This is a genomic window from Bacillus sp. OTU530 (assembly GCF_038440375.1).
Map to the genome: position 1 here is coordinate 1 of NZ_JASATP010000067.1, position 26,938 is coordinate 26,938.

The 26,938-nt window shown below is 38.3% G+C and carries 19 protein-coding genes and 11 pseudogenes; 4 read left to right on the forward strand and 26 right to left on the reverse strand.

What is annotated here, in order from left to right:
- Positions 1-727 (forward strand): MFS transporter (locus AAHB12_RS28010; RefSeq protein ID WP_342048451.1); only part of this gene is annotated, 727 nt, incomplete at its 5' end.
- Positions 728-977: 250 nt separating this feature from the next.
- Here AAHB12_RS28010 and AAHB12_RS28015 read toward each other — a convergent pair.
- Together AAHB12_RS28015 and AAHB12_RS28020 are read right to left on the reverse strand one after the other, a co-directional pair.
- A complete protein-coding gene (locus AAHB12_RS28015) occupies positions 978-1,454 on the reverse strand; it encodes a DinB family protein (protein ID WP_342048452.1) in 477 nt (158 codons plus the stop codon).
- 121 nt (positions 1,455-1,575) lie between these two features.
- Positions 1,576-1,836 carry an AEC family transporter gene (locus tag AAHB12_RS28020; RefSeq protein WP_342048453.1) on the reverse strand — a complete coding sequence of 87 codons (261 nt, stop codon included), beginning with the start codon at positions 1,834-1,836 and terminating at the stop codon, positions 1,576-1,578.
- An 844-nt stretch (positions 1,837-2,680) separates the two neighbouring features.
- Between AAHB12_RS28020 and AAHB12_RS28025 the strand changes: the two genes are divergently transcribed.
- Positions 2,681-4,297, forward strand: a complete 1,617-nt coding sequence (locus tag AAHB12_RS28025; RefSeq protein WP_342048454.1) for an IS200/IS605 family accessory protein TnpB-related protein — start codon at positions 2,681-2,683, stop codon at positions 4,295-4,297.
- 329 nt (positions 4,298-4,626) lie between these two features.
- Positions 4,627-5,061: pseudogene (locus AAHB12_RS28030) on the forward strand (lipase family protein); the annotation flags it as partial.
- Between the two features lie 216 nt (positions 5,062-5,277).
- Here AAHB12_RS28030 and AAHB12_RS28035 read toward each other — a convergent pair.
- From AAHB12_RS28035 to AAHB12_RS28045, 3 genes are all read right to left on the reverse strand, one after another.
- On the reverse strand, positions 5,278-5,823 hold the full coding sequence (locus AAHB12_RS28035; protein WP_342048455.1) for a GNAT family N-acetyltransferase: 546 nt from the start codon (positions 5,821-5,823) through the stop codon (positions 5,278-5,280).
- Positions 5,824-6,116: 293 nt separating this feature from the next.
- A complete protein-coding gene (locus AAHB12_RS28040) occupies positions 6,117-7,472 on the reverse strand; it encodes an arsenic transporter (protein WP_342048456.1) in 1,356 nt (451 codons plus the stop codon).
- Between the two features lie 383 nt (positions 7,473-7,855).
- The gene (locus AAHB12_RS28045; protein WP_342048457.1) at positions 7,856-8,518 is read right to left on the reverse strand and encodes a DUF2642 domain-containing protein; all 663 of its coding nucleotides are present in this window, start codon (positions 8,516-8,518) and stop codon (positions 7,856-7,858) included.
- A 198-nt stretch (positions 8,519-8,716) separates the two neighbouring features.
- Between AAHB12_RS28045 and AAHB12_RS28050 the strand changes: the two are divergent.
- Positions 8,717-8,878, forward strand: a pseudogene (locus AAHB12_RS28050) (DDE-type integrase/transposase/recombinase); the annotation flags it as partial.
- Positions 8,879-9,017: 139 nt separating this feature from the next.
- Here the strand turns inward: AAHB12_RS28050 and AAHB12_RS28055 are convergent.
- The 21 genes and pseudogenes from AAHB12_RS28055 to AAHB12_RS28155 all read right to left on the reverse strand — a co-directional run.
- Positions 9,018-9,152: a hypothetical protein gene (locus AAHB12_RS28055; protein ID WP_342048458.1), complete on the reverse strand. Its 135-nt coding sequence runs from the start codon at positions 9,150-9,152 to the stop codon at positions 9,018-9,020.
- A gap of 279 nt (positions 9,153-9,431) precedes the next feature.
- Positions 9,432-9,530 (reverse strand): annotated as a pseudogene (locus AAHB12_RS28060) (pyruvate kinase alpha/beta domain-containing protein); the annotation flags it as partial.
- Positions 9,531-9,792: 262 nt separating this feature from the next.
- Entirely contained in the window at positions 9,793-11,274 is a 1,482-nt protein-coding gene (locus AAHB12_RS28065; RefSeq protein WP_342048459.1) for a hypothetical protein, read from the reverse strand.
- A pseudogene (locus tag AAHB12_RS28070) lies at positions 11,258-11,824 on the reverse strand (IS607 family transposase); the annotation flags it as partial. The pseudogene AAHB12_RS28070 and the gene AAHB12_RS28065, both read right to left, overlap by 17 nt.
- Positions 11,825-11,991: 167 nt before the next feature.
- A pseudogene (gene pyk, locus AAHB12_RS28075) lies at positions 11,992-13,059 on the reverse strand (pyruvate kinase); the annotation flags it as partial.
- 150 nt (positions 13,060-13,209) lie between these two features.
- Positions 13,210-14,310: an IS200/IS605 family element RNA-guided endonuclease TnpB gene (tnpB, locus tag AAHB12_RS28080; RefSeq protein WP_342048460.1), complete on the reverse strand. Its 1,101-nt coding sequence runs from the start codon at positions 14,308-14,310 to the stop codon at positions 13,210-13,212.
- 184 nt (positions 14,311-14,494) lie between these two features.
- Positions 14,495-14,773 (reverse strand): annotated as a pseudogene (locus AAHB12_RS28085) (pyruvate kinase); the annotation flags it as partial.
- A 56-nt stretch (positions 14,774-14,829) separates the two neighbouring features.
- The gene (locus AAHB12_RS28090) at positions 14,830-15,816 is read right to left on the reverse strand and encodes an ROK family glucokinase (RefSeq protein WP_342048469.1); all 987 of its coding nucleotides are present in this window, start codon (positions 15,814-15,816) and stop codon (positions 14,830-14,832) included.
- Between the two features lie 91 nt (positions 15,817-15,907).
- The gene (mgsA, locus tag AAHB12_RS28095) at positions 15,908-16,318 is read right to left on the reverse strand and encodes a methylglyoxal synthase (RefSeq protein ID WP_342048470.1); all 411 of its coding nucleotides are present in this window, start codon (positions 16,316-16,318) and stop codon (positions 15,908-15,910) included.
- A 352-nt stretch (positions 16,319-16,670) separates the two neighbouring features.
- Positions 16,671-16,781, reverse strand: a pseudogene (sda, locus tag AAHB12_RS31990) (sporulation histidine kinase inhibitor Sda); the annotation flags it as partial.
- A 303-nt stretch (positions 16,782-17,084) separates the two neighbouring features.
- Positions 17,085-17,507, reverse strand: a complete 423-nt coding sequence (locus AAHB12_RS28105) for a sugar phosphate isomerase/epimerase family protein (protein ID WP_342048461.1) — start codon at positions 17,505-17,507, stop codon at positions 17,085-17,087.
- Between the two features lie 1,013 nt (positions 17,508-18,520).
- Positions 18,521-18,782: pseudogene (locus AAHB12_RS28110) on the reverse strand (IS110 family transposase); the annotation flags it as partial.
- A gap of 101 nt (positions 18,783-18,883) precedes the next feature.
- A pseudogene (locus AAHB12_RS28115) lies at positions 18,884-19,595 on the reverse strand (IS6 family transposase).
- Between the two features lie 74 nt (positions 19,596-19,669).
- A pseudogene (locus tag AAHB12_RS28120) lies at positions 19,670-19,837 on the reverse strand (DMT family transporter); the annotation flags it as partial.
- An 81-nt stretch (positions 19,838-19,918) separates the two neighbouring features.
- Positions 19,919-21,220 carry an Nramp family divalent metal transporter gene (locus AAHB12_RS28125; protein ID WP_342048463.1) on the reverse strand — a complete coding sequence of 434 codons (1,302 nt, stop codon included), beginning with the start codon at positions 21,218-21,220 and terminating at the stop codon, positions 19,919-19,921.
- A gap of 485 nt (positions 21,221-21,705) precedes the next feature.
- Positions 21,706-23,203, reverse strand: a pseudogene (xylB, locus tag AAHB12_RS28130) (xylulokinase).
- 70 nt (positions 23,204-23,273) lie between these two features.
- Entirely contained in the window at positions 23,274-24,605 is a 1,332-nt protein-coding gene (gene xylA / locus AAHB12_RS28135; protein ID WP_342048464.1) for a xylose isomerase, read from the reverse strand.
- A 27-nt stretch (positions 24,606-24,632) separates the two neighbouring features.
- A complete protein-coding gene (locus AAHB12_RS28140) occupies positions 24,633-24,803 on the reverse strand; it encodes a hypothetical protein (protein WP_342048465.1) in 171 nt (56 codons plus the stop codon).
- A gap of 57 nt (positions 24,804-24,860) precedes the next feature.
- Entirely contained in the window at positions 24,861-25,793 is a 933-nt protein-coding gene (locus AAHB12_RS28145; protein ID WP_342048466.1) for a DMT family transporter, read from the reverse strand.
- A 261-nt stretch (positions 25,794-26,054) separates the two neighbouring features.
- The gene (locus tag AAHB12_RS28150) at positions 26,055-26,228 is read right to left on the reverse strand and encodes an aspartyl-phosphate phosphatase Spo0E family protein (protein WP_342048467.1); all 174 of its coding nucleotides are present in this window, start codon (positions 26,226-26,228) and stop codon (positions 26,055-26,057) included.
- Between the two features lie 446 nt (positions 26,229-26,674).
- Positions 26,675-26,938, reverse strand: a 264-nt coding sequence (locus tag AAHB12_RS28155) for a M24 family metallopeptidase (RefSeq protein WP_342048468.1), incomplete at its 5' end; no start/stop codon positions are given.

A 26,938-nucleotide genomic window follows, 5' to 3' on the forward strand; every position in this document is an offset into this window, starting at 1 on the left:
AGTGGTATGGGAAGCAAGTCATAGCTGTGAATCCACATTGTACGTCACAAACATGCAATGTATGGTGCGCCGCATCGTATTTCTCGGGATTGGAATTTCTATCGTGCAGCAAATTACGGGTGTCAACTCGATTATGTACTATGGTACTGAAATTCTCAAAAATTCTGGCTTCAATACAGAGGGTGCACTGATCGCCAATATAGCTAATGGCATCGTCTCGGTTTTAGCAGTTTTCGTCGGTATCTGGCTCCTTGGCAAGTGTGGTCGTCGTCCCATGCTGCTGACGGGCCTGATCGGAACAACGACATCACTTTTACTCATTGGGATATTCTCATCTGCACTTGAAGGATCTCCCGCGCTGCCATTTGTTGTGCTTTCCCTGACAGTTATGTTTCTTGCTTTCCAGCAGGGAGCCATTTCACCGGTGACATGGCTCATGCTTTCAGAAATATTTCCACTGCGGTTGAGAGGCATCGGTATGGGCGTCAGTGTGTTTTGTCTCTGGATAGTGAACTTCCTTATTGGCTTACTGTTCCCGGTCTTACTCGCTCACATCGGTTTGTCTACAACGTTTTTCATCTTCACCGCTCTTGGGATATTAGCAATTGCGTTTGTGAAGAAATACCTGCCGGAAACCAAAGGACGTACACTTGAGCAGCTAGAACATTACTTCCGTACCTATGGAGAGCAGGATCCCAGAATAGATACAATAAAAGAGGCTAAATAACAGTAACACATCTGGCTTACTCTGGAGAGAATGATAGACATTTTTCGTAAGCAATTATGATAATTGACCGCTTGAAGTGATCTCTAAAAAATAACACTAAGCAACCTGAGTTCTGTACTCGTAGGGACTCAGGTTGCTTCATTTTTTCTGGAATCGTTGGTGATTATAAAAACGAATATATCGCCGAACGGCAACTTTCACTTCGGAAACTTTTAACTGTTCAATTACTATAGGATAAGCCGGATTCTTATCAGTTAGACGCACTTTCCCTTAGGTAAAATATGTAGTCAGTAGATACAGATTTTGTGTCTAACTGTCGCAACATAGCGGAAATATTCCCTCTATGATACGTACCATGATTTACGATATGAGTTATAATTTCTTCCAAGGAATTCATAAATTCAGTTCCAGTAGAGTTTGTGTATATAATAGGACTGTTTCTCTTAAGTTCCTCCTCTAAGGTCCCCTGATATTGTTGTTGTAGCTTAAGAAAACTACTCCTCCCTTCTAGTATGGAAGAGAATAGGGGAACATTATGACTGGGAAGATTTTGATTAATTCGGTGCAGCCAAGTCTTATCTACCTCATAAATATGTTGCAAAGCCCTCATAACGCTTGGAAACACACTTTGAATCTCTTGATTCAGTATCGTTTCTGGTATCGTCCCTAAATGATCCATTAATTTGATATTAGCCCAATGATGATACTTTAAAAAAGAAATATCCATTAGGTTCACCCCATTCTGTTATTTGATAAAGATGGCCCTATGTCCTTACGCTTGTATATAAAAACAGCCTCGCTATCCTCTCATCAAGAGAACAAACAGAACAGCGAGTTTCTATTTATATTTACCCCAAAACAATCATAAAGATAACAGGTAACGTAGCCAAACTTAATGATGCACTAAGCAACGTTGCGCTAGAAACGAACTCAGGCTCGGTATTAAATTGAAGAGCATACATCGTTGTATTCGCAGCTGTAGGCATAGCAGCCATAATAATCATAACTTGTTTTACCATCTCATCAACTAGTAAAAACAAAGTAAATACATACCCAATAGCAGGTGAGATTGCTAATTTTGTAACAAGAGAAAGGGAGGATTTTTGCATTCATAATTGTTTGGAATGATCTGCTGTATCCCCTCTTATTATTAAAATCGAGTGCAGCTAAAACATTGCCAATAGCACTTCTTAGTTTTCAAGGACAATATTTAACAAACTATCCTATGTGATCTTTGCCAGGGTAATCATGGCTTCTATCCCAATGGCTATAGCCTATATACTGCTCCAACGTTATTTTGTAGCAGGCATGACTACAGGTTCGGTTAAATAATGAATCATAAACTAACCTGTTAGAAAGTAGTGTAGTAACACTTTATTTAACTCTACTTTCATCTAGGTAGCTTTCCCCGGGGCCTATTTCATCGTTGGATGAAATAGGCTCTTTTCCCTTGCCCATCGAGCCAAGAAAACAGATCACATCCAAAACGGTAAAATGGGGTTCTGACGTCACTTTCAATATTCCAAATAATAACAAACGCATGTACAATTTAGTTCATATAATGCACTATATCGAAATTTTATTTTGGATGTGAATGAATTGGGTTTAAGTGATTTTAGCAGTAAAGATGCAATATTACTTGCTGGTATGTGTTTTCAGACCTACGAACTTTTTGAAAAAAGATCTTTGGTTTTACCACAAGGTTTTGAGCTTTTATCATTTTCCGACAGAAGACCCCCACTTCAAGCACGTGATGGGTGTAGCCCAGTGGTAAGTGGGAGATGAATGTCGGCTAGGCAATCGCCTAGCCTATTTGGTGAATAGGGAAATGTAACTAGACAAACATACGTTCCTTTGGTAATATATAATTACCAAAATGAACCAGAAAGGAGAAGACGGGAATGAAGAAGTGCTACTTTTCCAATCGAATCTATAAACACACGGTCTCTTGCGATGCGAGCAGCCTATGCCTGGCAGACAAAACACCTGCGCACGGGGAACAAGCCGTATGAAGGCAGTCTTCATCTAGCAATTAAGAAACGATTCCAACTGGATGACTACTATGCGAATAGCGCAGTCCAACAAGCAAACGCTCTTCGTACATCGCAAAAGGAATTACAGGTGTTGTATCTGAAACAGGTAGATGTTACCCTTCAATCCATTCAAAAGAAACTAAAAAACGAGCGCAACAAGCTGACGGCATTGCGAAACATGAAGCAATCGATTGTAGATAGAAAACCGAAATTGCATAAGAGAATGGGGTATCGGGTGCATCAAACCCCTTCCGGTGCGGTATATGCGCTTCATCGTAAGAATGAGACGCACATTTGGTTCTCCCTCTACCTGTTTGAACATCGGCATCTAGATAAAGAACTCAAACGTCTTAAGGCAAGAATCGGACAACTCCGGCATCGTCTCCTTCGGCAGGAACAGAAAAAGGAGAAACTAAGACGAGAGATTCCTTCGGCTTTGTTCGGCTCTCGTTCCTTCTTTCGTAAGCAATATACAATGTGTAAGGATCAAAAGAGTCATGTGGCGTGGAGACATGCATTCTGTTACAAACGAAACGCCAAGATGACGCTCTCTGGACGGAAGGATGCGAAGTATGGGAACTTTGTGTTCCAATATGATGCACAAAGCCAAACCTTACACGTCAGAAGCATTACGGGACAAGCGCTTATACTTCCCTATGTGTATTTTCCTTATGGACAAGATCAGGTGCAAGAATCTATCGCCACGCAGCTTTCCTGTCAGAACAAAAAGAAGGATGGCAAGCCAATCGGTTGGTCCATCGAAGACCATGGTACGTACTACATCATCAAATGCATGATAGAAGAACTAGAACATCTTCATATCAATTATTCAAAAGCAGACGGTGTCATTGGTGTAGACGTCAACTACAATCATATTGCTTTCTCCAATGTAAATGGACAAGGACAATTACTTTCCTCCTCTTGTCTCTATTTCTCCTTAGAAGGAAAACGAAGCGGACAAATAACAAAAATCCTAGAAGCAGAAGCGATTCGTTTGGTGGATATCGCGGTTCAAAGAAATAAACCGATTGTGCTAGAGGCATTGGACACAACCCTCTCTAAGTCTGCCGGACGTTACCGCAATCGGAAGCAAAACCGAAGGATGAGTATGTTTGCCTATAAAAAGATGCAGGATAGCATTCACAGCCGAGCTGCTAAAATGGGAGTCGCTGTGTTTGAGGTGAATCCTGCCTTCACCAGCCAGATCGGGAAGATGAAGTATATGAAACAGATGCATATTTCCATCCATCAAGCAGCTTCCTATGTCATTGGCAGACGCGGCATGAACCTGAAGGAACAGGTGCCAAAGGTGTTGCGAGCCTATACAGAACGTAAGGATGGGGAGCACCACTGGAAGCAATGGAGTGTGTTAACAAGGAGATTCAAAGCACTTCGCCCGCATTTGTTCTATCATGTATCAGACCAATCCGATCCACTATTCAACAAAGAAATTTGCGCGTATGGATTGACCCAAGTAGAACGTGACGTTTTGCAGAAGTATATACCAAAAGTTTGGTTAGAAGAAACTGAAGCCTGACTTCATTTGGAGTGGCACAATCTGTTCTTGCATCACCACCATTTTGCCGCAAAGGCCAGAGGATCCAGCTCCAGAATGGTGGGCGCATTGGTGCAAGAACATCGCAACACGTATAGGGTGAAAAAAGAGAAGCAACTATCACTCCTTGTAAGGGACAAAGTCACCTCGGTGATGTTTGCCCCTTACAAGGAAGTGTGGGCTCTCCCTATTTGCTCCATGAGAAGCTTGTTGAACGGCTCTGTATTTCGCTTCCTAGAGAGAAAATACAGAATCCCCCACCTCAAGGAGTGTTAGCGAGTAGGTGAGGGTAGTTCAATACGGGACATAGTTTAGGTGGAGCTTTAGCAACGTTATTTGCTTTAGATGCTGCAGTAAATACTAAGTTTAAACATCCAATCTTATATACATTGGCTAGTTTTCGCGTTGGAAGCCCTGACTTTGCTGCTCGGTTTGACATGACAGTAAAAAATAGTTTTCGTATTTTCAATACTCATGACCCTATCCCTTTAAGATTTGTAAATTCTGCTTACCCACCTCCATTCACAAAAAATGGTTTATACTATCGACATGTAAAAAGAAAATTCCCACTCGATTTTCAACTAAATAATATGGCTAGGAATCATACAATCAGCTGTTATTTTAAAAATCTAGCGGATATGAATCCTAATTTTTCCAAAGTATTATGCAGTCAAAATCCCGGATTTTGTCCGGATACAAGAATATGCCGATTTTTTCAAGGACCATGCAGTGATGACATCAGGTAAGTTTCTTGACATAAAGCTCCGCTAAGTCTTGCTAATGAAAATAGGCTAAAGGTAAATCGTTTTTTGGGGAGGATAACTCGAACAGAATCCTACCCTGTAATCTTTTAGAGAAGGAATTCCTGACAAATGCCTCTTCCGTTAGGAGCTTACAAAAATACCCTCCAACTAAGCGATCTGGAGGGTACTTGTGTTCACATAATCCTGCATTATTAGAAGTCAATTTGCTTTATTTGGTTTCTCGTCATACAGCACTGAAATGTCATTCCAACCATAAGCCACATCATCTACTACTGTTTCTCCAAACGTACTGGTTCTGCGAATACATTCCTTTCCTCCCATTCGTTTATAAAAACCAAGTCCAGACTGATTTTGCTCCATTACCCATACCAACATAGAATGTATACCGCTCTCCTTAAAGTGCCGAGCAACGGCTGAAACAAGCTGTCTGCCTACACCCAAACCTCTACAATCCTGCAAAAGATACAGTGCATATAATTCACCAGTAAAATGTTTCTCCTTAATACTTCTTCCTGATGCAAAGCCTACGATTTTCCCTTCACTGTTCAGGGCTACATACATAAATGGCTCATTTTCGTTATCTAAAAACTGCCTCCAGCGGTTTTCAGCCTCTTCGTATGATAGTTCATCGAGATACTGGTTTGGCACTAATCCCCGATATGTAGTCCTCCATCCATCAACATAGACCTTTGCTATATCCGCTATATCCTGTTTACTTGCTTTTCTAATTTCCAAATGAACCACCTCACCTAAAAAAAAGGAACTTATATAGAAGGAATTATACCATTTTTTATCTCACTGATTGCTCCATCACTACTTAAAAGAACAGTGCATATCGTATACGTTGCAGATTTGTTACCACTAACAGCAACAACGCAAGAATGAGGGAAACAGTTAACTAATTCGCTAACTGTCACCCTCCTCCTTTAGACACTTATAGTTAAGTTATGATACTCAAAGATTCGATTATTAGAAGTAGATTTTTTGAACTTTTTTGCTTTCACAAGGAGAGATTATACTTTAGTTTGAGTATGTGCTTAAGCAAAAACCATTTGTATCCAATAATATAACAAGAATAGAGTTACGATTAATGTTAATGGAACTACAACCAACGACACGCTTAAATAATCTTTCCATTTTACTTTGATTTTATTTTGTTTTAAGATATGCATCCAGATTAGGGAGGCGAGTGTCCCGATAGGCAGTAACAATGATCCTATGTCACTTCCAATAATACTCGCTAGATACATCGTCTTTAATGTGAGGAAATCAAGGTTCATTTCTGTTAACGTAATTGTTCCAATCAACAAGGCTGGATGGTTATTAAACAAGTTAGATAAAATGGAGATCAATACGCCCATGATAAAGCTTGCTTCAAATAATCCCTGTTGTACAATCGGCTCGCATATTTTGACAAGGAGCTCTGTTAGGCCTACGTTATGCAGTCCATAAATAAGCACATACATGGAAAAAGCGAAAATTAAGATATGCCAAGGAGTTTTTTTCAAGATATCAACAGGATTTGTACCTAGGTAGTACCATCTCCATATAAGCAAAATCAGGGATCCAAGTACCGCAACAAACTCAATTGGAATTGAGAGAAAAGATGCCACAAAGAGAGCACAGCGCATGAGAAAGACAAACAACAAGATTTTTAACATAAATTTTGTACGTTGTTTTTTGGTTTCAACTGAAATCTGTCCTTTTAAAGGATGAAAATTTTTTGTGAAAAACATCTGTTCAATGTCATACGCTGAATTGGGTAGTTGTTTGGGCAGTTTCCGTTTTACCATTACGTACATCAACCATGACATAAACAATAATCCTAATGATGCTGGGACAAACATCATTGCAGTATGCATATAAAGGGTCATGTGAACAATTTTCAATGCAATTAAATTCACGATATTACTTACACCGATAGGAGCACTTGAAGCTGTGGCAATTAAGGCTCCCGTTAAAAGGTATGGAATTTGCTGGTGTGGTTTGAGCCGAAGATTTTTGAGGAGTAAAATTAAAATAGGGGTAGTGATTAAAATACTGCCATCGTTATTAAATAAAAGTGTCATCAAAAAACATAACAATTGAATGTACCAGTATAAACGGTAACCCGATCCTTTTGCTAACCTTGCAAGTTGTGCAGCTGACCAGTGAAAAAAACCGAAGCTTTCTAGTATAACAGCCATGACAATTGTTGCGATAATGGTGATAGAGGCCCCACCAATTTTTTGGATAATGTCTAGAATATCAGCACGAGATACAACGCCTGTTAATAGTATAATCCCTGCACCAATCGTGGCTGGATACGCTTCATTTATGCCTCTTGGTCTCCACAATATCAATATTGTTGTGATAAGGAACACCAAAACTGAAATCATAGTGTGAATACTCATTGTTGTATTTCCTCTTCCTTCCTTTCTAGAATCTCAAGTAATGTAATACTTACTTGTCCAATTTTGTATTCTACTCTATTTATATGCAACTCTATTAAAAAAGGGATAGACGATTGAACTATTATAATTAATATGTACGATTGTCCCCTATGTTCTATTGTAGGATGATATAGGCGTTTGTCAGTGATATGCCACTGATAGAATAAAGAAAACTCGCCGACTGGCGAGCTCTGTTCTTGGGCGAAGACAAAGGCGTAGTTGCCCTTATACTGTATTCCTAAAGTTTCCCACTACGTCGAATTCACTTCTAACTGAAAATTTATACTTTCCTACAGTGAAATAAAGGTCGTACTATTGGTTAGTAAGACCCCTTTATTCATACATTAAGGTATATGAGCAGATTTGATATGAGAGAGTTTTAAATATACAGTTTCACCATTTGCAATCACGAGCTCAATCATTGTCTCATTAACCTTCTTTACTAATCCAATCTTTGCTGGGTCTTCTCCTATATCAAAAACGACAAGCTCTCCTTCCCACTTTTTTAATTGTTCCCTAAATGAACGAAGAAACGGGCTGTCTGATGGGATGATGGGAAGCTTTTTCTTACAAAGAGTATACGGTGATGTTTTTAGACTATATGGGATGAGCCATTTCAAATGATGCAGTGAAATTAATATCATTTTGTAAACAGGGGAGTAAAAAGCAAAATAGTCGTTGCGAACACCTATAATATAACCATGTAAGGATATATTACCTGTAACATAAATTTCCGTAAATAGTCTTTTTGCATTTGTTAAAATCGTACGATAAGAAATGGTTTTTACATCTTCAGCTAGGGACGTTTCAGTAGGATCACTAAAATGATCATCTATAATCGAACTCAAATTGATCCTATGAACATGTAATAAAGGAATATACACAAACCTTTCTCCATCAGACAGCACGAGAATATCCTTGCCACTCTCAATAAGCTTTCCTCGAAAAAAGCTGTTTCCTGATACGAATACATCAACTTGCTTTCCCCATAAAGCTGTAATGCTCAAACAAACACCCCCTCACCATGAACATGGGATAGTAGTATATTATACATACGGACTTTATAATTTAGAAAATGAATCATAAAACATCATAAATAAATTTTTATGAATGACTGTTTTATTCTTGTTAGGTTGACATAATCCCTAATTATCGGGGGTCAATGTATGTAGCAGACTACCAAAAGCCCTTCAGTTAAACGACCTGAAGGGAACACGATTGATTTTTATCTAAGCAAAACTAGAGATACGAAATCAGCTAAGCGTTTTTTCAAGAAGACCTTGGCTTTTTCCCATATGTCTCAACCTCGCGTCACTACGTTGGATACAAATCTGGCTTATCCAGTGGCAATTCAAAGATTAAAAGAATGGGTCATTAGTATGGAAGCAACAGGAGTTTTAATCACTCTCTAACAAAAATAATTTACCCGCTACCTAGGGGTGGTTTATTCAATAAATGCTCATAAAATCGGAAAATTAATTTCCAACGACTACAAAACCACATCTTTTAAAAATTTGGATAGGCTACATTCCAAACAAACAAAAGGACTCCCGTTCGCTGATGCAGACTGAATCCTGTAATAAATTGACCTTCTGTTCCGATTTGTGCATTGTAAGTAGGTTTCAGTTGGCCGTTCTTCATATGGTCATCCTTCATACGCATAAACGTCGCATCCGGATCCGTTTTCGAAAAACTGGCTGTTGACCAACCTGGAGAGTTTGTTCAACAGCCTCCAGCAGGAGAGGGCACTGAAAAAGTCCACTCTACAAAAGATAGGCACGTTGTAAATATATATCTCGATGGGAATTCCTCCTCATGCCAAACTCATTCCCACCCCTTAGCATTCATTCGGTAGAACCCCCTCGTTCTACCCACTTTAATTTCTTAAAATCTGTTTCTTAAAGATGGGGGGCATTTTAGTTCCTCAACAATATGAACTTTCATTAAATTTGTAGTACCCGCTTCACCAACTGGTACACCTGCTGTGATGACAACAGTATCACCAGCTCCCTCTAAACCATAACAAATCATAACAGATTATGATTGTCTTAGGTTTTGGAGGTAGAAAATGCATTCTTCAAAATGAAAAATAGATTCGACCCTTCGCTGGTTGAGGATCTAGCACGACATCTATGTCTTTCGGTCTCCAAAGAGCACACCATAGAGCTGGGGTTACCAGGGCTATCTGACATCCTAAACAGCAATCCTTCCATTGGAATTTTCACATTTCTCGAAGGAGAAGTTGTCCGTTTCGTATGTCAAACTTAATGAATTTCCTCTCTTAAAACGGAAGCGGAGAGGTTTTATATGTATATATATCTTTGAAGAATATAGTTTTTGTTTTGATTCCAATCGTTTTCCATTCTTCTATGACATCATCATACCAAGCTTTCAGTTTCTTCCAATGCACAAATAGTTTCGACGGAACAATCCCTTGCTTTGCTTCCTTTGCAAACAAGACTGGTACATATTCCTTCGGAATTTTTTCTTCGTATCCCAAACCTCTTCGTGCCAATACAAAAGCAGCGGCTTGATGCACGGACAAACCGTAGGTTTGTTGATACTTTACTCTTCCTATGAAACTGGAGTAATACGCATCCACCTGTAGTAGGACAACGTTCTCCTTATAGGAGACTGAAAGTAACGATTTTATAATTTTACTGTAAGAAAAATTATGACTCATACGATTGAATCCTTTACTTCCAGCAGATTGCAAGAATTTTAGATTTTCAATTACCAGCGTGTCTATATCATAAGATTGAACCCAAGACATGACCCCATACAATATACGTTGCACAAGAGTATCCCGTTCGACAGAACGGACTGTATTCAATGCATGCATCCAAAACACTTTAGACGCTCGAAAGTTTCCGTTAGGATATACGATTGTGACTGAAAGATTGTCAGGATTGATGTCCATTCCGGCAACACCATTTGAAAAGTTCGGCTTGGACAGTACGTCTTCTTCCAGTGTTACATGTACCTCATATTTTCCGTTTCTTCTCTTCAAACGAATCGAATACGCTTCGCCAATGGAAAGGTAGGAAGCAATGAAAAACACAAACTTTTCCGGAAAACAAACAGTAAATCGCAAACGGTCGTTCCTCTTGGAACTCAACGGATTCAGAATAGCAATTTCAAAGTTATTTTCACCTATATACACTAGCTTCGTGTTTTCATTTCCACCTTTTGATTTTTCACCACGAGAATAAAGCGAGTTACTTCTCAAATCTTTCCATTCCTGGTTTGTAAGTTTCCCTTTTTGTAACAAACGAAACTTCTGTCTTGAACCATCAATGATTTTAGGTATCGTGTTATGTTCAATGTGATATTCATAGTAACGTTTTTGTTTGATTAATTTCTTTATCTTGTTTTGAAGGCGAAAAATACGCTGCTCGTTCTGTTTCTTTTGCTTTTCAGTATTTGTTGTTTTTGAACGAGCCGTTTTTAGTTTTTGTTCTAACTTTTTAATCTTCCCTTCTGTCTGCATTACATATAAAGGCAATAGTTCTTTTTGAGAAGAAATAGAAGCTTCCGCCTCTAGAAATGCATCTCTCATATAACGAGAATTAGATAGAAACAGAGGTTTTGCCATCTCAACTGACCCTTTTCGATTTTTCCCTTCCAAAATACGTTCTCGCAAAAAACGCTTTCCAGATTGGAACTTTTTCATCAGTTCGTCCAACATTCTTGTTTCTGTTTCGTTTGGAATTTGAATCGTTCCTATGTAGGTAAATGTGAGCGTTTTATTCTCGGATTTCATCTTCTTCCTCCTCTCCAATAACATGTGTTGCATCTAGGGACTTCATTTGTTTTCGTATTTTCCTAGCTCCTCTTTGTCCATATAATCGGGCTGAGAAAGACGTAATAATGGAAATCATATCTTCTACCATTTCTTCGTTTAAGGAACGTTGTTCCTGATTCTCGATGAGATGAATCTCTGTTTGATGTGACTTGCAGAACGTTTCAATATAAGGGTATCCGAATCGGGCGATTCGGTCTTTATATTCAGCTAATACTATATCAACTGATTCACTCGCTACCTTTTGTAAAAGCCTGTTCAGTTGTCTTCTATTCTCATTGATTCCGTTTGCTACTTCTTCAAATACGCCAATGACTTCATAACCGTTAAGGCTTGCATGTTCCATCAATCGCTGCATTTGCCTTTCTAAATTTCCAGTGATTTCTTGCTTTTTCGTAGAAACCCTTGCGTAAATAACGCATGTTTTCTTCGTTTGCACTCCGGTTTCTTCAAAACCAAATAGCCTATCTAATTGTTCTTTTGGATATCTTCTATGACCACTATTGAAACGAACAGGAGATAATAATCATTTTTCTTCCCAACGTAAAATAGTCATTCGAGACACATTTAAATATTTACAAGCTTGTTTTTGTGTATAAAAAATAGCCACAGTACACCTACTTGGAAAATAAAGGTTATTTAGTGACTATATTATACTATTTGTTATATTTTAAACGCAACTGTAAAACCACCATTCATGATTCCAGCATCTATCCCTGTATGGATCGCTGTTTCTAGCAGTTCATCCGTAGAAGTTACCTGTGCCTTTGCTAAATAAGCTTGTACACCCCATACAAGAGCGAGTTTGCGACATACTCCTTCATCAAACGTCACTGCCACAACTGGGGCTTTCGGACGGTATTTCGCAATCATCTTTGCCGTATAGCCTCTTTCCGTTGGTGCTACAATTGCTGCTACGTCTAATGCAATCGCGGTATGTGCTACAGATTGACTGATAGCGTCTGTAACAGTTAGCTTTGCTTCTTTCGTGCGCTTGCGGAACAAATCTTGATATTGTAAGGAACCCTCTACGCGAGATGCGATGGTTGCCATCATTTTCACAGCTTCAACTGGATATAGTCCGGCTGCGGTTTCACCTGAAAGCATAATAGCATCTGTCCCATCAACAATTGCATTTGCCACATCACTTGCCTCTGCGCGTGTCGGACGAGGATTACGCTGCATAGAATCTAGCATTTGTGTTGCCGTAATCACCGGCTTTCCTAATCGATTACATTTCTTAATTAAACGTTTTTGCACAAGAGGCACTTCTTCAGGCGGAATCTCTACCCCCATATCACCACGTGCTACCATTAAACCCTCCGATACTTCCAGAATCGCATCAATGTTATCAATACCTTCTTGGTTTTCAATCTTTGAAATGATTTGGATATGCGTTGCCTCACTTTCTTGCAATAACTGACGTATCTCCAATATATCTGATGCTTTGCGCACGAAGGAAGCAGCAATAAAATCTACTTCTTGTTCAACCCCAAATACAATATCCTGCACATCTTTTTCTGTAATACCCGGAAGCTTGATGCTTACGTTTGGAACGTTTACACCTTTTTTATTTTTAATTAAGCCACTGTTTAATACTTTCGTACGAATTTCGTAGTTTATTTTTTCAAGCACTTCCAGCTCAATTAAACCATCATCGATTAAGATCCGTGATCCCGCTTCAACATCATCGTAAAGCCCCTCATAGGAAACAGAGAATTTCTCTACTGTTCCTAGTACTTGTTTCTTGAATTACCCCCAGTTACTCACTACGTTCGTTGAACGTGGGGGATTCCTAAGTACAGAAGCCTTTCGGCTCCTAATGAATTAGGCTACGCCCGTCATTCCGACGGTTGGCAGTCCAAACGACTTGTAGCAAGTCTCCTGCAAGATGAATCAGTTTGCGATTGCTAAATCCTTTATATTTTTAGAAGCATTGATGTCAGCGTTGTCTTCATGACCGCAAGATACGCACTTGAATGAGGCTTGTGTTTTGCGGTTCTCTTTCGCTGTATGACCGCATACATTGCATGTTTGTGACGTACAATGTGGGTTCACAGCTATGACTTGCTTTCCATACCACTTTGCTTTGTATTCCAGCATCCTGCGAAATTGCGACCATGATACTTCACTAATTGCTTTTGCAAGATTGCCATTTTTGAGCATGTTCGCTACCTGTAAATCTTCAATCGCTATGACATCGTGGTTTTTGATGATGTGCGTTGAAATGTTGTCCAAGTAGTCCTTTCTCGCATGCGCAATCCGTTCATGAATGCGTGCTACCTTGATACGTTGTTTATTCCAATTGGAAGAACCTTTCTTACGTCTGGACAGAATGCGCTGTGCATGAGCCAACTTCTCCTCTAATGTGCGAAACCATTTTGGATTGGTAAACACTTCACCATTGGAAAGGATGGCAAAGTTTTTTAAACCCACATCAATTCCTACACTGGAATGAGTTTTAGACAGTTCCTGCACTTCTGTTTCAACTAATAAAGATACAAAGTACTTGCCAGAAGGAGTTTGTCTGACAGTAGCTTTCAGGATACGCCCGTGCACCTCACGACTGTTTGCAAAACGAACCCAACCTAACTTCGGCAATTTCATACGATTGCCTGCAATACTTACTTCAGGAAGCTGATTCTTCTTTTCAATATTTGTCGTGTAAGATTGCACCTTATTTTTCTTACTTTTAAAACGTGGGGCTGCATTTTGCTTCTTAAAGAAACGGTCAAATGAGTCTGCAAGATGCTTCAAGGATGATTGCAGAGAATGTGAATCAACCTCTTGTAACCAAGTGAATTCTTTTTTCAGTTGTGTAAGTTGAGAAGAGCAAGCACTATATGATAAATCTTTTCCTGTTGCTTGATATGTCTCGTTCCACAAAGAAAGGAAGCGATTGAAGACAAAACGACTGCAACCAATGGTTTTCGCAATCAGCACTTCTTGTTTTGTATTTGGATATAAACGAAACTTATACGCTTTGTTGATGAACATTCTCTGCACCTCGTCTCTTTCTAAGATAAAAAAACGATCATACGTTCTGTTTATATTTTAACAAATTCCAGTACACAATGAAAGAATTTTTTGCTTCACAAAGCTGAAATTCACCCCCTACTTATTTCTGGGTTCATCCCCTTCAAGAAATTGAAGTAGGGGTACTCTTTCAGCAAAATCTGATAGAAATCACAACTTCTGCTCCTGCTTTCAGCTCGGCTTGTCCATTTTCGAAGTCATGAGTGCGAATTTCCGGACCTTTTGTATCCAGCAGGATTGCTACTGTCTTATTCGCTTGCTTTGCGGCTTCACGAATATTTTGAATGCGAGCCGCATGCTCCTCATGACTTCCATGTGAAAAGTTGAGCCGAGCTACATTCATTCCAGCTTCTATTAATTGGATTAACTTCTTAATACTTTCACTTGCCGGACCAATCGTACATACAATTTTTGTCTTACGCATAACATACCTCCGCTTATTTCTAGGAGTATTGATAATGCTTTCTGTACTCTAACATACTATCTAACTTGTAACTCATTCATCAGTCTTTCTTTCGCCATCCAGGCACCACCAACTACACCTGCATCATTGCCTAATGTTGCGATAACTAGCTCTACCCCTTGGGCCACTCTTGGAAAAGCGAATTGAGCAAACTGTTCTTTCAAAGGTGTGAGTAGCGTGTGACCAGCCTTCGAGACCCCACCGCCAATTACAATTTTTTCAGGATTCAAACCATTCGCTAAATTTGCTAAGGCTAACCCTAAATAAAACGCAACTTGATCAATGACTTCTTTGGCTATTTCATCCCCCTCATTTGCTATATCAAAAACTAGTTTAGATGTTATTGTTTGATACATATCATAGGAATCTCTTAATTTGCTCATCTTATTAGTGGAAGCTATTTCCTCTAACGCTAGGCGAGCAATTCCTGTTGCTGATGCTATTGTTTCTAAGCATCCCTTTTTTCCGCAATTACAAGGTGAACCGTCTTTAGGGACAGACGTGATATGACCGATTTCGCCCCCTGCCCCATTTACACCGCGGACAATCTCACCATTGGCGATAATCCCACCACCAACACCAGTTCCTAGTGTTACACATATTAAGTTTTTTGCACCTTTTCCGGCACCTTTCCACATTTCTCCGATTGCTGCAATATTTGCATCATTGTCTACCACAACAGGTAAGGATGTTTCCTGTTCAAGAATGTTTTGTAACGGGAAATTCTCCCACCCCAAGTTAACTGCAACCTCAATGGAACCATCTTGTACATTAACAGGACCCGGTGCCCCGATACCAATCCCAATTAACTTGCTTTTTGTTTGATTTAATTCATTTAACTTTTTATCAATTGACCTTGCAATATCTACTGGAATATAGTGACCTCTTTCACTTTTGTTAGTTTCTATCTCCCAACTATGAACAATATCACCGAAAAGATTGATAAACGCTACTTTAATCGAAGTACCGCCTATGTCAATGCCTACTAACCATCTTTTGTCCATTATCATCTGTCCTTCTCCTCCTATAAACTTGTAAGTACTTTTAACACTTGCTACCTTACATTCCGACTCTATCAATAAAAAGGGTAACGATTCATTCTCCTTGCTTCTCATGAATAATGGAACGCCACTGTAAAGCACCACGGTCTAAGCCATGGATTAGAACTTCTGCTGTTCCCATGTTTGTTGCAAGCGGGATCGCATACACATCACAAAGGCGAATTAAAGCGGAAATATCCGGCTCGTGGGGCTGCGCTGTTAGAGGATCACGAAAGAAAATAACCATATCCATCTTATTCTGTGCAATTAATGCCCCAATTTCTTGATCCCCTCCAAGTGGACCTGATTGAAAACGATAGACCTCTAATCCTGTTGCCTCCATAATTTTTATCCCTGTTGTGCCTGTAGCATACAGTTCATGTTTTCCTAAAATGTGTTGATAGGCTCTTGCGAATTGAATCATGTCATTTTTCTTTTTATCATGGGCAATCAATGCTAGTTTCATCATTTGTTTCCTCTTTACTTATCAATTTACATCCATACTAAGTACAGTTATCTTTCCTACTGAATAAACTTTTTTCTCCATAACACACTTTTCTTATCACTTCACCAGTATTAGCCAGCAGGGATCTCAGCACTTCAATCATATTTATTTTTATATATAAATTTAATGTTATTTTAAAAATTGCTAAAAAAGATACGCATCAACGTCTATATGAACGCTATCAAGTGATTTTCCTTCATCTCAAGAGCTACATAAATCTCGCAATCGCAGACACCATCAATCGAACTCATATTGTAGTTGCTTCCTATATGAGACGCCACCATTTAGTTCATTTATATAGATAGCTTCCCTCTTAGCGATGTAATGTTACCCTTCTTCTACCTATTTCCCCCCGAAGCAAATCAATAAAATGAGGGTCAAAATTCAATATCATTGCTTTAGCATAACTATCAATTAAAGCTTTGTTGCTTAATTTTTAAATCAAGTCCTTCCGAACTGCCAACGGATTATTGCAGGGATAGAAGCTATGCCCATGATCAAAAAAGGACAAACTCTTCAAAGGGAGAAGTCTATCCAAAATCAAATGGATCTCGTTCATCAATTATTCGGCTTTCCAGCATAAAATAGTTACACTAGGAAATTTCTCGTCTCTTTATATCTCTCCCAAGTGTTTGCACCAGAACCATATGACAAGTCGCTTTATTATCCCACCGATAGTAAAGCGACTTTCTTTTTTTAGGGGTTTATATTATGTTTACACCCCAAATCAGTTGATCTCATTTAACTTCACTTTCAAGTAATCAATTGACGTTTTTGCATACCAATCTGGATCTGCTTTTCTTGTATGAAATCCTACTTCCATTGAGAGATAGCCTTTATAGTCGATTTCTTTTAAGGCTTTTAATACTGATTCAAAATTCACGCTTCCTTGACCAGGCGGTAATCGATCGTTATCTGAAATATGAACATGGTGCAGCTTATCAGCCATTCGGTATACATAATCACTTGGGACTTCACTTCTATATAAAGCATGGAAAGTATCAAACATCACTTTCACATTGGACTCACCCACCTCTTCTGCAAACAGTAAGGCATCATCTGCAGATTCGATTAAATTACTATCAGCCGCTTGAGGCTCAACAACAAATGTGATTCCAAGCTCTTTTGCATACCTTGTAAAATCCTGCACTTTAAATGAGCCCCGGAACATTCTCTTATGGTAAAATAAGTGCCTAACAAATCGTAAACGTTTACAGTAAACTCATAATGTTTTCGGTTGAAAATGTTGATATCTCTATGTTCTACAACCGATTTAGTCAACTTGTCTGTAAACGTTTACAGACCATTCAAAAAAATTTAGACTTGGTATTCCCTACATGAATTTCTTAAAATCAGATGCCTTTTTAAAATAGGCTGCTTCATGCTTGCTCTCTTTTCTTTCGCGTTGCCTATGATTGCATTGTAAGCGGAACTAAATTTGTTGTCTAATTGCCTTTAAACATAAAAATGCTTCATTTAAAGGTGATTTTTTAGGTTTCAACCATTAATTTTATCCGTAGGGACAAAAAAAGAAGAATTTTAAAATGTGATCCTGAATTCTTTGTATTCCTGTTCTTTCTAATGTACATTTACTAGAAAAACATTAAAAAGGTAAATAACAAGCGCAATCATATCACTCATTGCTTACCTTCCTACAGCACTTTATAGGCCTGCACTTCATCTAATTTATTTTTAAAAATCCTTCTCGGTTTTTATCGATTGGAAATATATGTAATACATTCCACTCAACTAAAGTACTAAGTGGAAGTATAGGACTCCCTGTTTTGATAATAATGCAATGCTGCTGTCGTCACGATCAGTGAATAACAGTAATAAAATTACTGACTAATTCATGAGTAGCATTAGACAAAAGTATGTATCCTATCATTATGGTTTTACAAACTGACAATAGTGTGAATTTGTATTTGATTACATATAACCGTATCTCTAAAAAAGGAATAAGTCACAAGTATACTATCATGAATTACGAAACATGGTTAACTGGAAGGACCAACGATACATAGGAGGTATTGCTTACATGAAAATGTTGGTGCTCTTTTTCTTTATCTTTTTCTTAAGTATAGCTCTTACTATTATGATTGATCTTATGATGGGAATGAAAATTTCTATGGCTATCAGAAATATGAAAGGTCCTTTCTCGGTCATGACAATACCGGAATATTTTTCTTCCTCTAAGAACTGAATAACAGGAAAATGGTAGTGTCCAATTGATTCTAAAACAACCGAAGGTTGATAACCGCCAGCTTCTCTTTCAACTTCTTTTAGGAACTCCAATAAATTCCCCACCCAATCCATCAAGATTATGTTCAATACTAAAGCTCTTACGATATGGTTTACCTTTATCTAGAAATGCTTGAACCTGGCTTTCACCCTTTGAAACATCCAGACCAATGACTGGATTCATACTTAACTCTCCTCCTAAAATTACAATATAAGTTGGTATGGTTCTGGTGCAAAGATAATTTATAAAAAACGTAGGATATGAATTTTCTGCTAACTTACGGATTATGATACGATACCGAACAGCTTATCAATGAATTCTTTTCGGTTTTGGGCAGGCAGATTTCACCCCTTGATGAACCTGCTTCTTTTTAATCATATGCATCGCTTCTATGCCACTCAGTATGTAAGTGGCTGTACGAAATGATTTCAATCCTAACATAGAACGAACTCGCTTCTTTATAAAACGATGATCCTGTTCCACGATATTGTTTAAATATTTCTTTTGTCTGAGTTGCATGCTTGATGGCATGTTTTTTTCTTTTCTCAATTCTTCAATTGCTATAGGATAAGCCGGATTTTTATCCACTGTTATGACACGTGGCTTAGAAACATGAAAAGACCGCAAAGCTTTCTTGAAGAAGTGCTTTGCAGCCTTATGATCTCTTGTTTTACTTAGGTAAAAATCAATCGTACTTCCTTCGGAATCAACTGCGCGATATAAATACATCCATTGACCTTTTACTTTGATATACGTCTCATCTACTCGCCAAGAATCATTTGTAGGTTTTAGATGACGACGAAGTCGCTTGTCTAATTCAGGACTATACTGATGAACCCAACGCATAATGGTCTTGTGAGCCATTGATAATCCTCGTTCCTCCATCATTTCTACCAAATCACGAAAACTGAGATTGTACCGTAGATACCATCTTACAGTTAGCAAAATAATATCAGGCTGATAATGTTTCCATTTGAATAAATTTTGGCTTTCCATACTGAATATCATCCCTTTTCTAGATTGATAATATCAGTATGTCCAAGGTTACTAGATTTCTTGTACCAGAACCTTTTCTTGACTACTAAAGAAAAAATACTAAAACATATACCATAACAAACAAAAATCATAATGGTCGGCAAAGGACGAATTAGACCTTCTGACATTTTTATAGAGATTGTACCGGTCACCTCAAACACAATCATGATCAATAATAAAAACCATTCCAAGAAAACCCTCATTAGTTAGCAAATTTTCTCCTCAGTATCGAGACGATTTTGTGTGAAAATAATCCGATAGAAACATAACAGTGTCTCACGGCCTTATTGCCAATAATAAAAGGTCTCAAAAAGGAGAAATAAATTCAATAAAATGACCAGGCCTGCTATGATCCAGCCTAAAACTGTTGTAATTCGATGATTGACTAATCCACCCATAATTTTTCTGTTGCTTGTAAAAATAATTAATGGAATCAGAGCGAAGGCAATACCAAATGATAGGATGATCTGACTCATTACTAGGGCACTTGTTGGATTGACGCCAAATAAGATGATTGTCAAAGGTGGAATTGTTGTAATCGCCCGACGTATATATAGGTTTATTCGTTTGTTTATAAATCCTTGCATCACCACATCACCAGCCATAGTACCCACTGAAGAACTGGACAGTCCGGCAATTAATAAGCCTAGGCCAAAACAGATCGCAGCTACAGGTCCGACAAAATGACCAAACTGATGAAAGGCTTTATCCAAGTCTTCAATGACAAGGCCGTTCTTGAAAAATAGTGATGCAGAAATAATAAGCATACTCATGTTAACTGCACCAGCAATAATCATGGCAATGATTATATCCAAAAATTCTAATTTAAATATCTGCTTTTTCTCAAGATCGTTTTTTCCTACCACACGATTTTGCGTAAGGGAGGAATGAAGATAAATTGCATGTGGCATAACAGTTGCACCTAGAATTCCAGCAGCGAGAAGAATACTCTCTACACCTTCAAACTTTGGTGTGAAAATACCTACTGCAACAGCGCTCATATCAGGTTTGGCCAAAATCACCTGGAATGCAAAAGATAATACAACAATTAGAACCATCGCAGCTATGCCAGCCTCCAAAGATCTAAAGCCACGACGCTGCAACTCTAAAATAGCAAAAGATCCAACCGCAGTGATGAGTGCGGCAGGAAGCATAGGAATGTCAAAAAGTAAATAAAGACCCAATGCTGCCCCAATAAATTCTGCCAAATCGGTTGCAATTATAACTAGTTCACTTTGAATCCATAAGAAAATGGATACTGCCTTCGGAAATTTGTCACGTGCGACTTCAGGTAAATTCTTGCCTGTGGCAATTCCCAGTTTGGCAGATAATGATTGTATAAGAATTGCCATTAAATTAGATATTACGATGACCCATAATAAGAGATAACCATATTTTGAGCCTGCTGTAATATTCGTTGCAAAGTTACCAGGATCTATATATGCAACCGCCGCAATGAATGCCGGACCAAGGAAAGGAAGAAGTTTTTTAAAACCAGTAACATCCCCTCTTAAAACTGCCTCTGCGGAAATAGTTGTTTTATTATGTTTTGAGATATTTTCTTGTTTCAAATTTTGTTCTATCAACGTTTTCTCTCCTTGCTCAAAAGTAGTCCTATTACAAAAAAGTTTCCTTATGAAAAAATTCGAGGTTTGTGCCAGAACCATTTTGTCCTTAGTAGCCAAAACAAAATTTAAAAGACACAGAAAGCAACCAAAGCTTCTCAAATGCATTCGGCTGCTTTTCTCCTACATTACATCGAGCAAAATAGTAACGCAGCTTATAAGTATAATTAGTTAATATTCCCCTATTATCTAGCTAATACAGCAATTTACAGACCTCTCCAGCCCTTCATTCCCAAGCCTGTTAATAGGTGTTTCCACAGTGGCAGTAAGGGGCTTCTCGGGATTGTCGCAATATCCGCACCTGCCAACGACGTTTGTACAAGATAATACATCTTTCGAATACTGGCTGCAATGATTTCTGCCTCATAGTTATAATTGATAAGATCGTTTTTAACCTTTTAACAAACTCGGTTTTGATGCAAAAACATTCTTTGAAGTAATTTCAATTATCCTCGAAATGCTTTTAGCATTTTATTAATATTTTTCGTGTTTTCGTAGACTGTTTTATAAATTTCAAATAATGCTTTGTACGTTTTTACATTATCTTCATTCGGATGGAACTCCCTTACAGTGCGGATAAATTGATTCGCACATTCTTCAAGTGAAAAAAACCAACCAGAGCCATATGCTGCAAGCATCGCCGCCCCCATTGCCGGTCCTTGTTCATTCTCTAACTTCACAATTACTGCATCAAAAATATCTGCTTGCATTTGCAGCCATGTATCATTTTTCGCGCCGCCGCCAATTGATACGATGGTATCAATTTTTTTACCGCTTTCTCGAAAGATATTAATACTTTCACAAAGAGAAAATGTAATTCCTTCCATTACTGCACGCGCGAAATCAATACGTGTGTGCGGCATCCATTTCAATAAAGCTGCCGCAAATATCCGCATCAGCATGTGGTGTCCGCTCTCCAGACAAATACGGTGTATAAAGTAAGCCGTTGCTCCGGCTGGTACATTTTCTAATCCATGAAGCAATGTTTCAAAATCTTCATCTTTTGCAAATGTGTCTTTAAACCAACTTAAGCTGTGACCGACAGATAGGGTAACGCCCATCGTGTAATAAAACATCTTCTTTTCCATGATTAAAATAATGGACTTTTCCTCCAAATTCACGATTTCTGCTTTGTTCATATGATAAAATAACGCCAGATGTTCCGATGCTGCACAATGTCTTTCCTTCTGATAAAATCCCTGCACCAATTGCACCGCATGCATTATCCGCACCGCCCGCAAATACTTTTGTCGCTTCAGAAAGACCCGTTTCAGACGCAAATTGTGCCGTAATCGTTCCGACAAGATGATGTGACTCCACAAGAGGAGGACAAATGCTTGGATTAATATGAAAAAGTTCACAAATCTCCTCGCTCCATACTTTTTCCTTAATATCTAAAAGCAGTGTTCCTGCTGCATCTGAATATTCAGCATGAATTTGCCCTGTCATACGGTAGCACAAATAATCTTTTGACAGTAAGAATATATCAGCTTTTTTAAAGATTTCCGGTTCATGTTCCTGCACCCAAAGAATCTTCGGAAGTGTAAAGCCTTCTAATGCCGGGTTTTTCGTAATTTCTAATAATCGTTCATTTCCAACAGCACGGTAAATTTGCTCACATTATACGGTTGTTCTTGTGTCATTCCAAAGAATTGCATTTCTTAACACTTCTCTTTCTTCATTAAGAAGGACAAGGCCGTGCATTTGACCAGAAAAGCTGATTCCTTCAATATCATCAGCATTTCCTGTAAAACGTGCCACAAGTTCTTTTAGTGCTAAGGTCGTTTTTTCTACCCACTCTTCGGGCCGCTGCTCGCTGTATCCTGATTTTTCATGAATGAGTGGATAAGCTTTTGATGCTTCATCACATACTTCTCCATATTGATTTACTAACAACACTTTCACTGCACTTGTACCTAAATCAACACCAATTACATATTTCATATCAACTCTGGTCACCCTTTTCTATAAAACGGCTGGAAATATCCTTTCCAGCCGTTTTACATGTATTCGTTTATACCGTAACTTTTGTAAACGATTCTAATAGATATTGATTAATTTTTGCCTTTAACATTTCTTGACGTCCGGAATAATTTTGAATCTTATCATTTTGTAATGCATACGCTTCAAGTGTATGGAAGTTCGCTTTGCCTTCTACAACCTCAAGACCAATTCCTTCCGTAAAGCTGCGGTAACGATCTTCAATAAAGCTATCTAATACACGATCTTCAATTAATTTATGAGCAACTTTTAAACCGATTGCAAAGCTGTCCATGCCAGCAATATGAGCGTAGAATAGATCCTCAGGCTCAAATGAAGCGCGTCTTACTTTTGCATCAAAGTTTAATCCGCCTTTTCCTAACCCATCGTTTTTAAGAATTTCATACATTGCTAATGTTGTAGAATAAAGATCTGTTGGAAATTCATCTGTATCCCAGCCTAATAATGTGTCGCCTTGGTTTGCATCAACAGAACCAAGCATGCCGTTAATTCGCGCAACACGTAATTCATGCTCAAACGCATGCCCTGCAAGTGTTGCATGGTTTGCTTCAATATTGAATTTAAAATGATCTTGTAAATCATATGTTTGCAGGAACGCTATTGCTGTTGCTACATCAAAATCATATTGATGCTTTGTCGGCTCCTTCGGCTTCGGCTCAATGAGGAATTGTCCTGTATAGCCGATTTCTTTTGCGTAATCTACTGCCATATGATAGAAACGTGCTAAGTTATCAAGCTCAAGTTTCATATCAGTGTTTAATAACGTTTCATAGCCTTCACGTCCGCCCCAGAACACATAGTTTTCAGCACCTAGATCTTTTGCAATTTCTAATCCTTTCTTTACTTTCGCTGCTGCATAAGCAAATACATCAGCATTGCAAGAAGTTGCAGCACCATGAACAAAACGCGGATGCGTAAATGCGTTTGCTGTATTCCAAAGCAGTTTTGTTTTGCTCGTTTTCATATAGTCTTTAATCATCGCTGTGATCGTATCTAAATTTTCATATGTTTCTTTTAGATTATTACCTTCTGGCGCCACATCGAGATCATGGAAACAGAAAAACGGAACATTAAGCTTTTCAAAAAATTCAAATGCAGCTTCCACTCTTGCTTTCGCTAAATCCATCTTAGAATAATAATTCCAAGGACGAACCATTGTACTTGCACCAAATGGGTCCCCACCATCTCCTGTAAACGTATGCCAATATGAAACACCGAAGCGAAGATGCTCTTCCATCGTTTTTCCGCCTACTACTTCTTCTGGGTTATAATATTTAAATGAGAGTGGATTTTTAGAGTCTCTTCCTTCAAACTTAATCTTGTTTACGTTTTCAAAATATATCATTAGTATTCCTCCTATATATTCATTAATTTACAGTTCTAACATTGCTGGCCGTTTTATCGTGCCACCCGCTGCAAGCTTAATCTCCAGTTGCGGCCAACCGCTTTCTGAAATGGTTAAAATTTCAGGGGCTGATTCAGTTACTAAGATCCATTCCTTGTATATAATCATTAGGATAATCGAGACTAAGATCTCCCTCACTTATTATTCTTTCTTGCTTAGGTTAGAGAAAAGCCATTGAAATCTATATGAATCTCATCACGCATTACGGCGAGTTGTGACATCATGAAATGTCGACTTCTCACTCTTCATTGTTGACCACACCTTTTGCCGACTAACATGGGTTAACAGCGTACTTATCAAGATAACAACAATTCCTAACTTTTGAGTTTGACCAAGGGTCTCATGAAATAGAACAGAACTTAGCAATACAGTAACGATTGGGTCAAAAATACTCAAAATAGCAGCCTTTGAACTCCCGATACGTTCTATTCCCATAGCAAAGGTAAGAATAGCCAAAAAAGTTGAAAAAAAGGCGATTCCAAATATGGCAAACCACCCCGAAGAGTGGATCTCTAGCGTGAAATCTTGTCTAAGTATCGTAAATATAAATAATGCTATGGCTGCAAAACTTGTCACATAAGCAGAACTGACAAATGGACTTATATAATTTTGTATTTTTTCAGTTTGGACTATATAAACGGCGTACAGAATTGCACAACCTAATGCGCATATCAACCCAACTATATTAAGTTGGCTTAAATTCGCACCGAGCATGAAATAAAGCCCAATTAATGAAAACAGAATAGCAATTAATTTGGATATTTCAAGCGATTGCTTGGATAATAAGCTAGTTAGAATAACAACAAAGACTGGATACAAGTAAAAAACCATCGCTGCTAATGATACTGGCAATAAGGAAAATGATGTGAATAAGAGAATAGCCATCATGGCATAACCTCCTGTCCCCATCATAAATAGTGTAGGAATTTGTTTGATCGGTAATCGATATGAAGTTTTTTTATAGAATATCCAAGACCAAAATAATACTGCGGCAAAGAAAAATCTGAAAAATAAGAGAGTACCTATACTAACATCAGCAGCGTAAGCATATTTTGCGAGTATACCCATTACACCAAAACAAGATGCTGAAAGTAAAATAAGCAATGAACCATAAATATTTTTATTCATCAAACATCACCATTCTTGGGATAAAATGGGTTCCCCTTATTTATAATATTTAGTCATACCTCATACGCGTAACACAATCACTTCAGATTCAGATGAAGCATGCCTAGCCTTTTAAATATCTTAATACCATTTGATAAATAAAATTATTTTTACAAAAGGCTGTGTTAAAGTTGGATGTTGATAATTTCCGTCAAACTATCATAAGTGATGCTTACAAGTCCAGCTATGTTTGTAATCCTGATAACAGGACGTACTTATTTGTTAAGGGCGGCTTGCATCTAGCATCTTTTGCAACAGTATAATTTTCCTATCTAATTGATGGCTGATTTTTATTACATCTGGATCAGAGAGTCCTTTATTCTTTGCTAATTCATACATATCCAAGCGATAGTCATCTATACTCTTACTTAAATCTAGTGCACTCCTCAAAATCATTACCATTCTTTCCTTTCTACTATTTTCAAATTTTGTTAATTTAGAACTTCTAGGCAAATTTCATAAAATTAATACCGGCTTTTCTCATCTGTTCCCCATCACTTCCAACAACCCGAAATCAACATCATTCTTTAACACATCCTTATAAAAAAGACACAGATTGATTACCTACCAAAAAGTTGAAACACACTATGAAAAATTGTTAAAGTGTATATGGTCAGGTACCTATCTGTGTCTGTACCAGTGGGGCGATTATAGGTTTATCCTTATTACAAGGAAAGCACATATAGATATGAAACATACTTTTTCATGTCATCCTACGAATATCTCATAAGAATCAACAAGTAATTTTATAGGTTCATCTACCCGCGTTATGAAAACCATCGGGATTCCATTCGAGCCATTTCCCTAATTTCACTTAGAGTATGGATCATTGATGGAGCAGATTAGTCAACATACAAGAAGCGGTTGAATGTATGAAGAGGCTCTAATCCATTCTTGCGCACGACCACTTGGTCCTCTGTACGAACGCCGCCGATTCCCGGAACAATTAGGGACAATTCATATGCGAAAGTTTGACCCTCTTCAAGAACGTTATCGCAAGCTGGTCCGATTTCTGGGATATCCTCCTCAGGGTCCATACCTGTGGCATGGGCACCCGTACGGCCTTCGCTCACTTCTACTAAGTACTCTGCTACCCCGTACTTTTG

Excerpts from the sequence above, each read along its gene's own strand:
- AAHB12_RS28015 (WP_342048452.1), bottom strand. The coding sequence starts at position 1,454 with ATGGATATTTCTTTTTTAAAGTATCATCATTGGGCTAATATCAAATTA.
- AAHB12_RS28020 (WP_342048453.1), bottom strand. The coding sequence starts at position 1,836 with ATGCAAAAATCCTCCCTTTCTCTTGTTACAAAATTAGCAATCTCACCT.
- AAHB12_RS28025 (WP_342048454.1), top strand. The coding sequence starts at position 2,681 with ATGCGAGCAGCCTATGCCTGGCAGACAAAACACCTGCGCACGGGGAAC.
- AAHB12_RS28040 (WP_342048456.1), bottom strand. The coding sequence starts at position 7,472 with ATGAGTATTCACACTATGATTTCAGTTTTGGTGTTCCTTATCACAACA.
- AAHB12_RS28055 (WP_342048458.1), bottom strand. The coding sequence starts at position 9,152 with ATGAAGAACGGCCAACTGAAACCTACTTACAATGCACAAATCGGAACA.
- AAHB12_RS28065 (WP_342048459.1), bottom strand. The coding sequence starts at position 11,274 with ATGAAATCCGAGAATAAAACGCTCACATTTACCTACATAGGAACGATT.
- tnpB (WP_342048460.1), bottom strand. The coding sequence starts at position 14,310 with ATGTTCATCAACAAAGCGTATAAGTTTCGTTTATATCCAAATACAAAA.
- AAHB12_RS28090 (WP_342048469.1), bottom strand. The coding sequence starts at position 15,816 with ATGGACAAAAGATGGTTAGTAGGCATTGACATAGGCGGTACTTCGATT.
- mgsA (WP_342048470.1), bottom strand. The coding sequence starts at position 16,318 with ATGAAACTAGCATTGATTGCCCATGATAAAAAGAAAAATGACATGATT.
- xylA (WP_342048464.1), bottom strand. The coding sequence starts at position 24,605 with ATGATATATTTTGAAAACGTAAACAAGATTAAGTTTGAAGGAAGAGAC.
- AAHB12_RS28145 (WP_342048466.1), bottom strand. The coding sequence starts at position 25,793 with ATGAATAAAAATATTTATGGTTCATTGCTTATTTTACTTTCAGCATCT.
- AAHB12_RS28150 (WP_342048467.1), bottom strand. The coding sequence starts at position 26,228 with ATGATTTTGAGGAGTGCACTAGATTTAAGTAAGAGTATAGATGACTAT.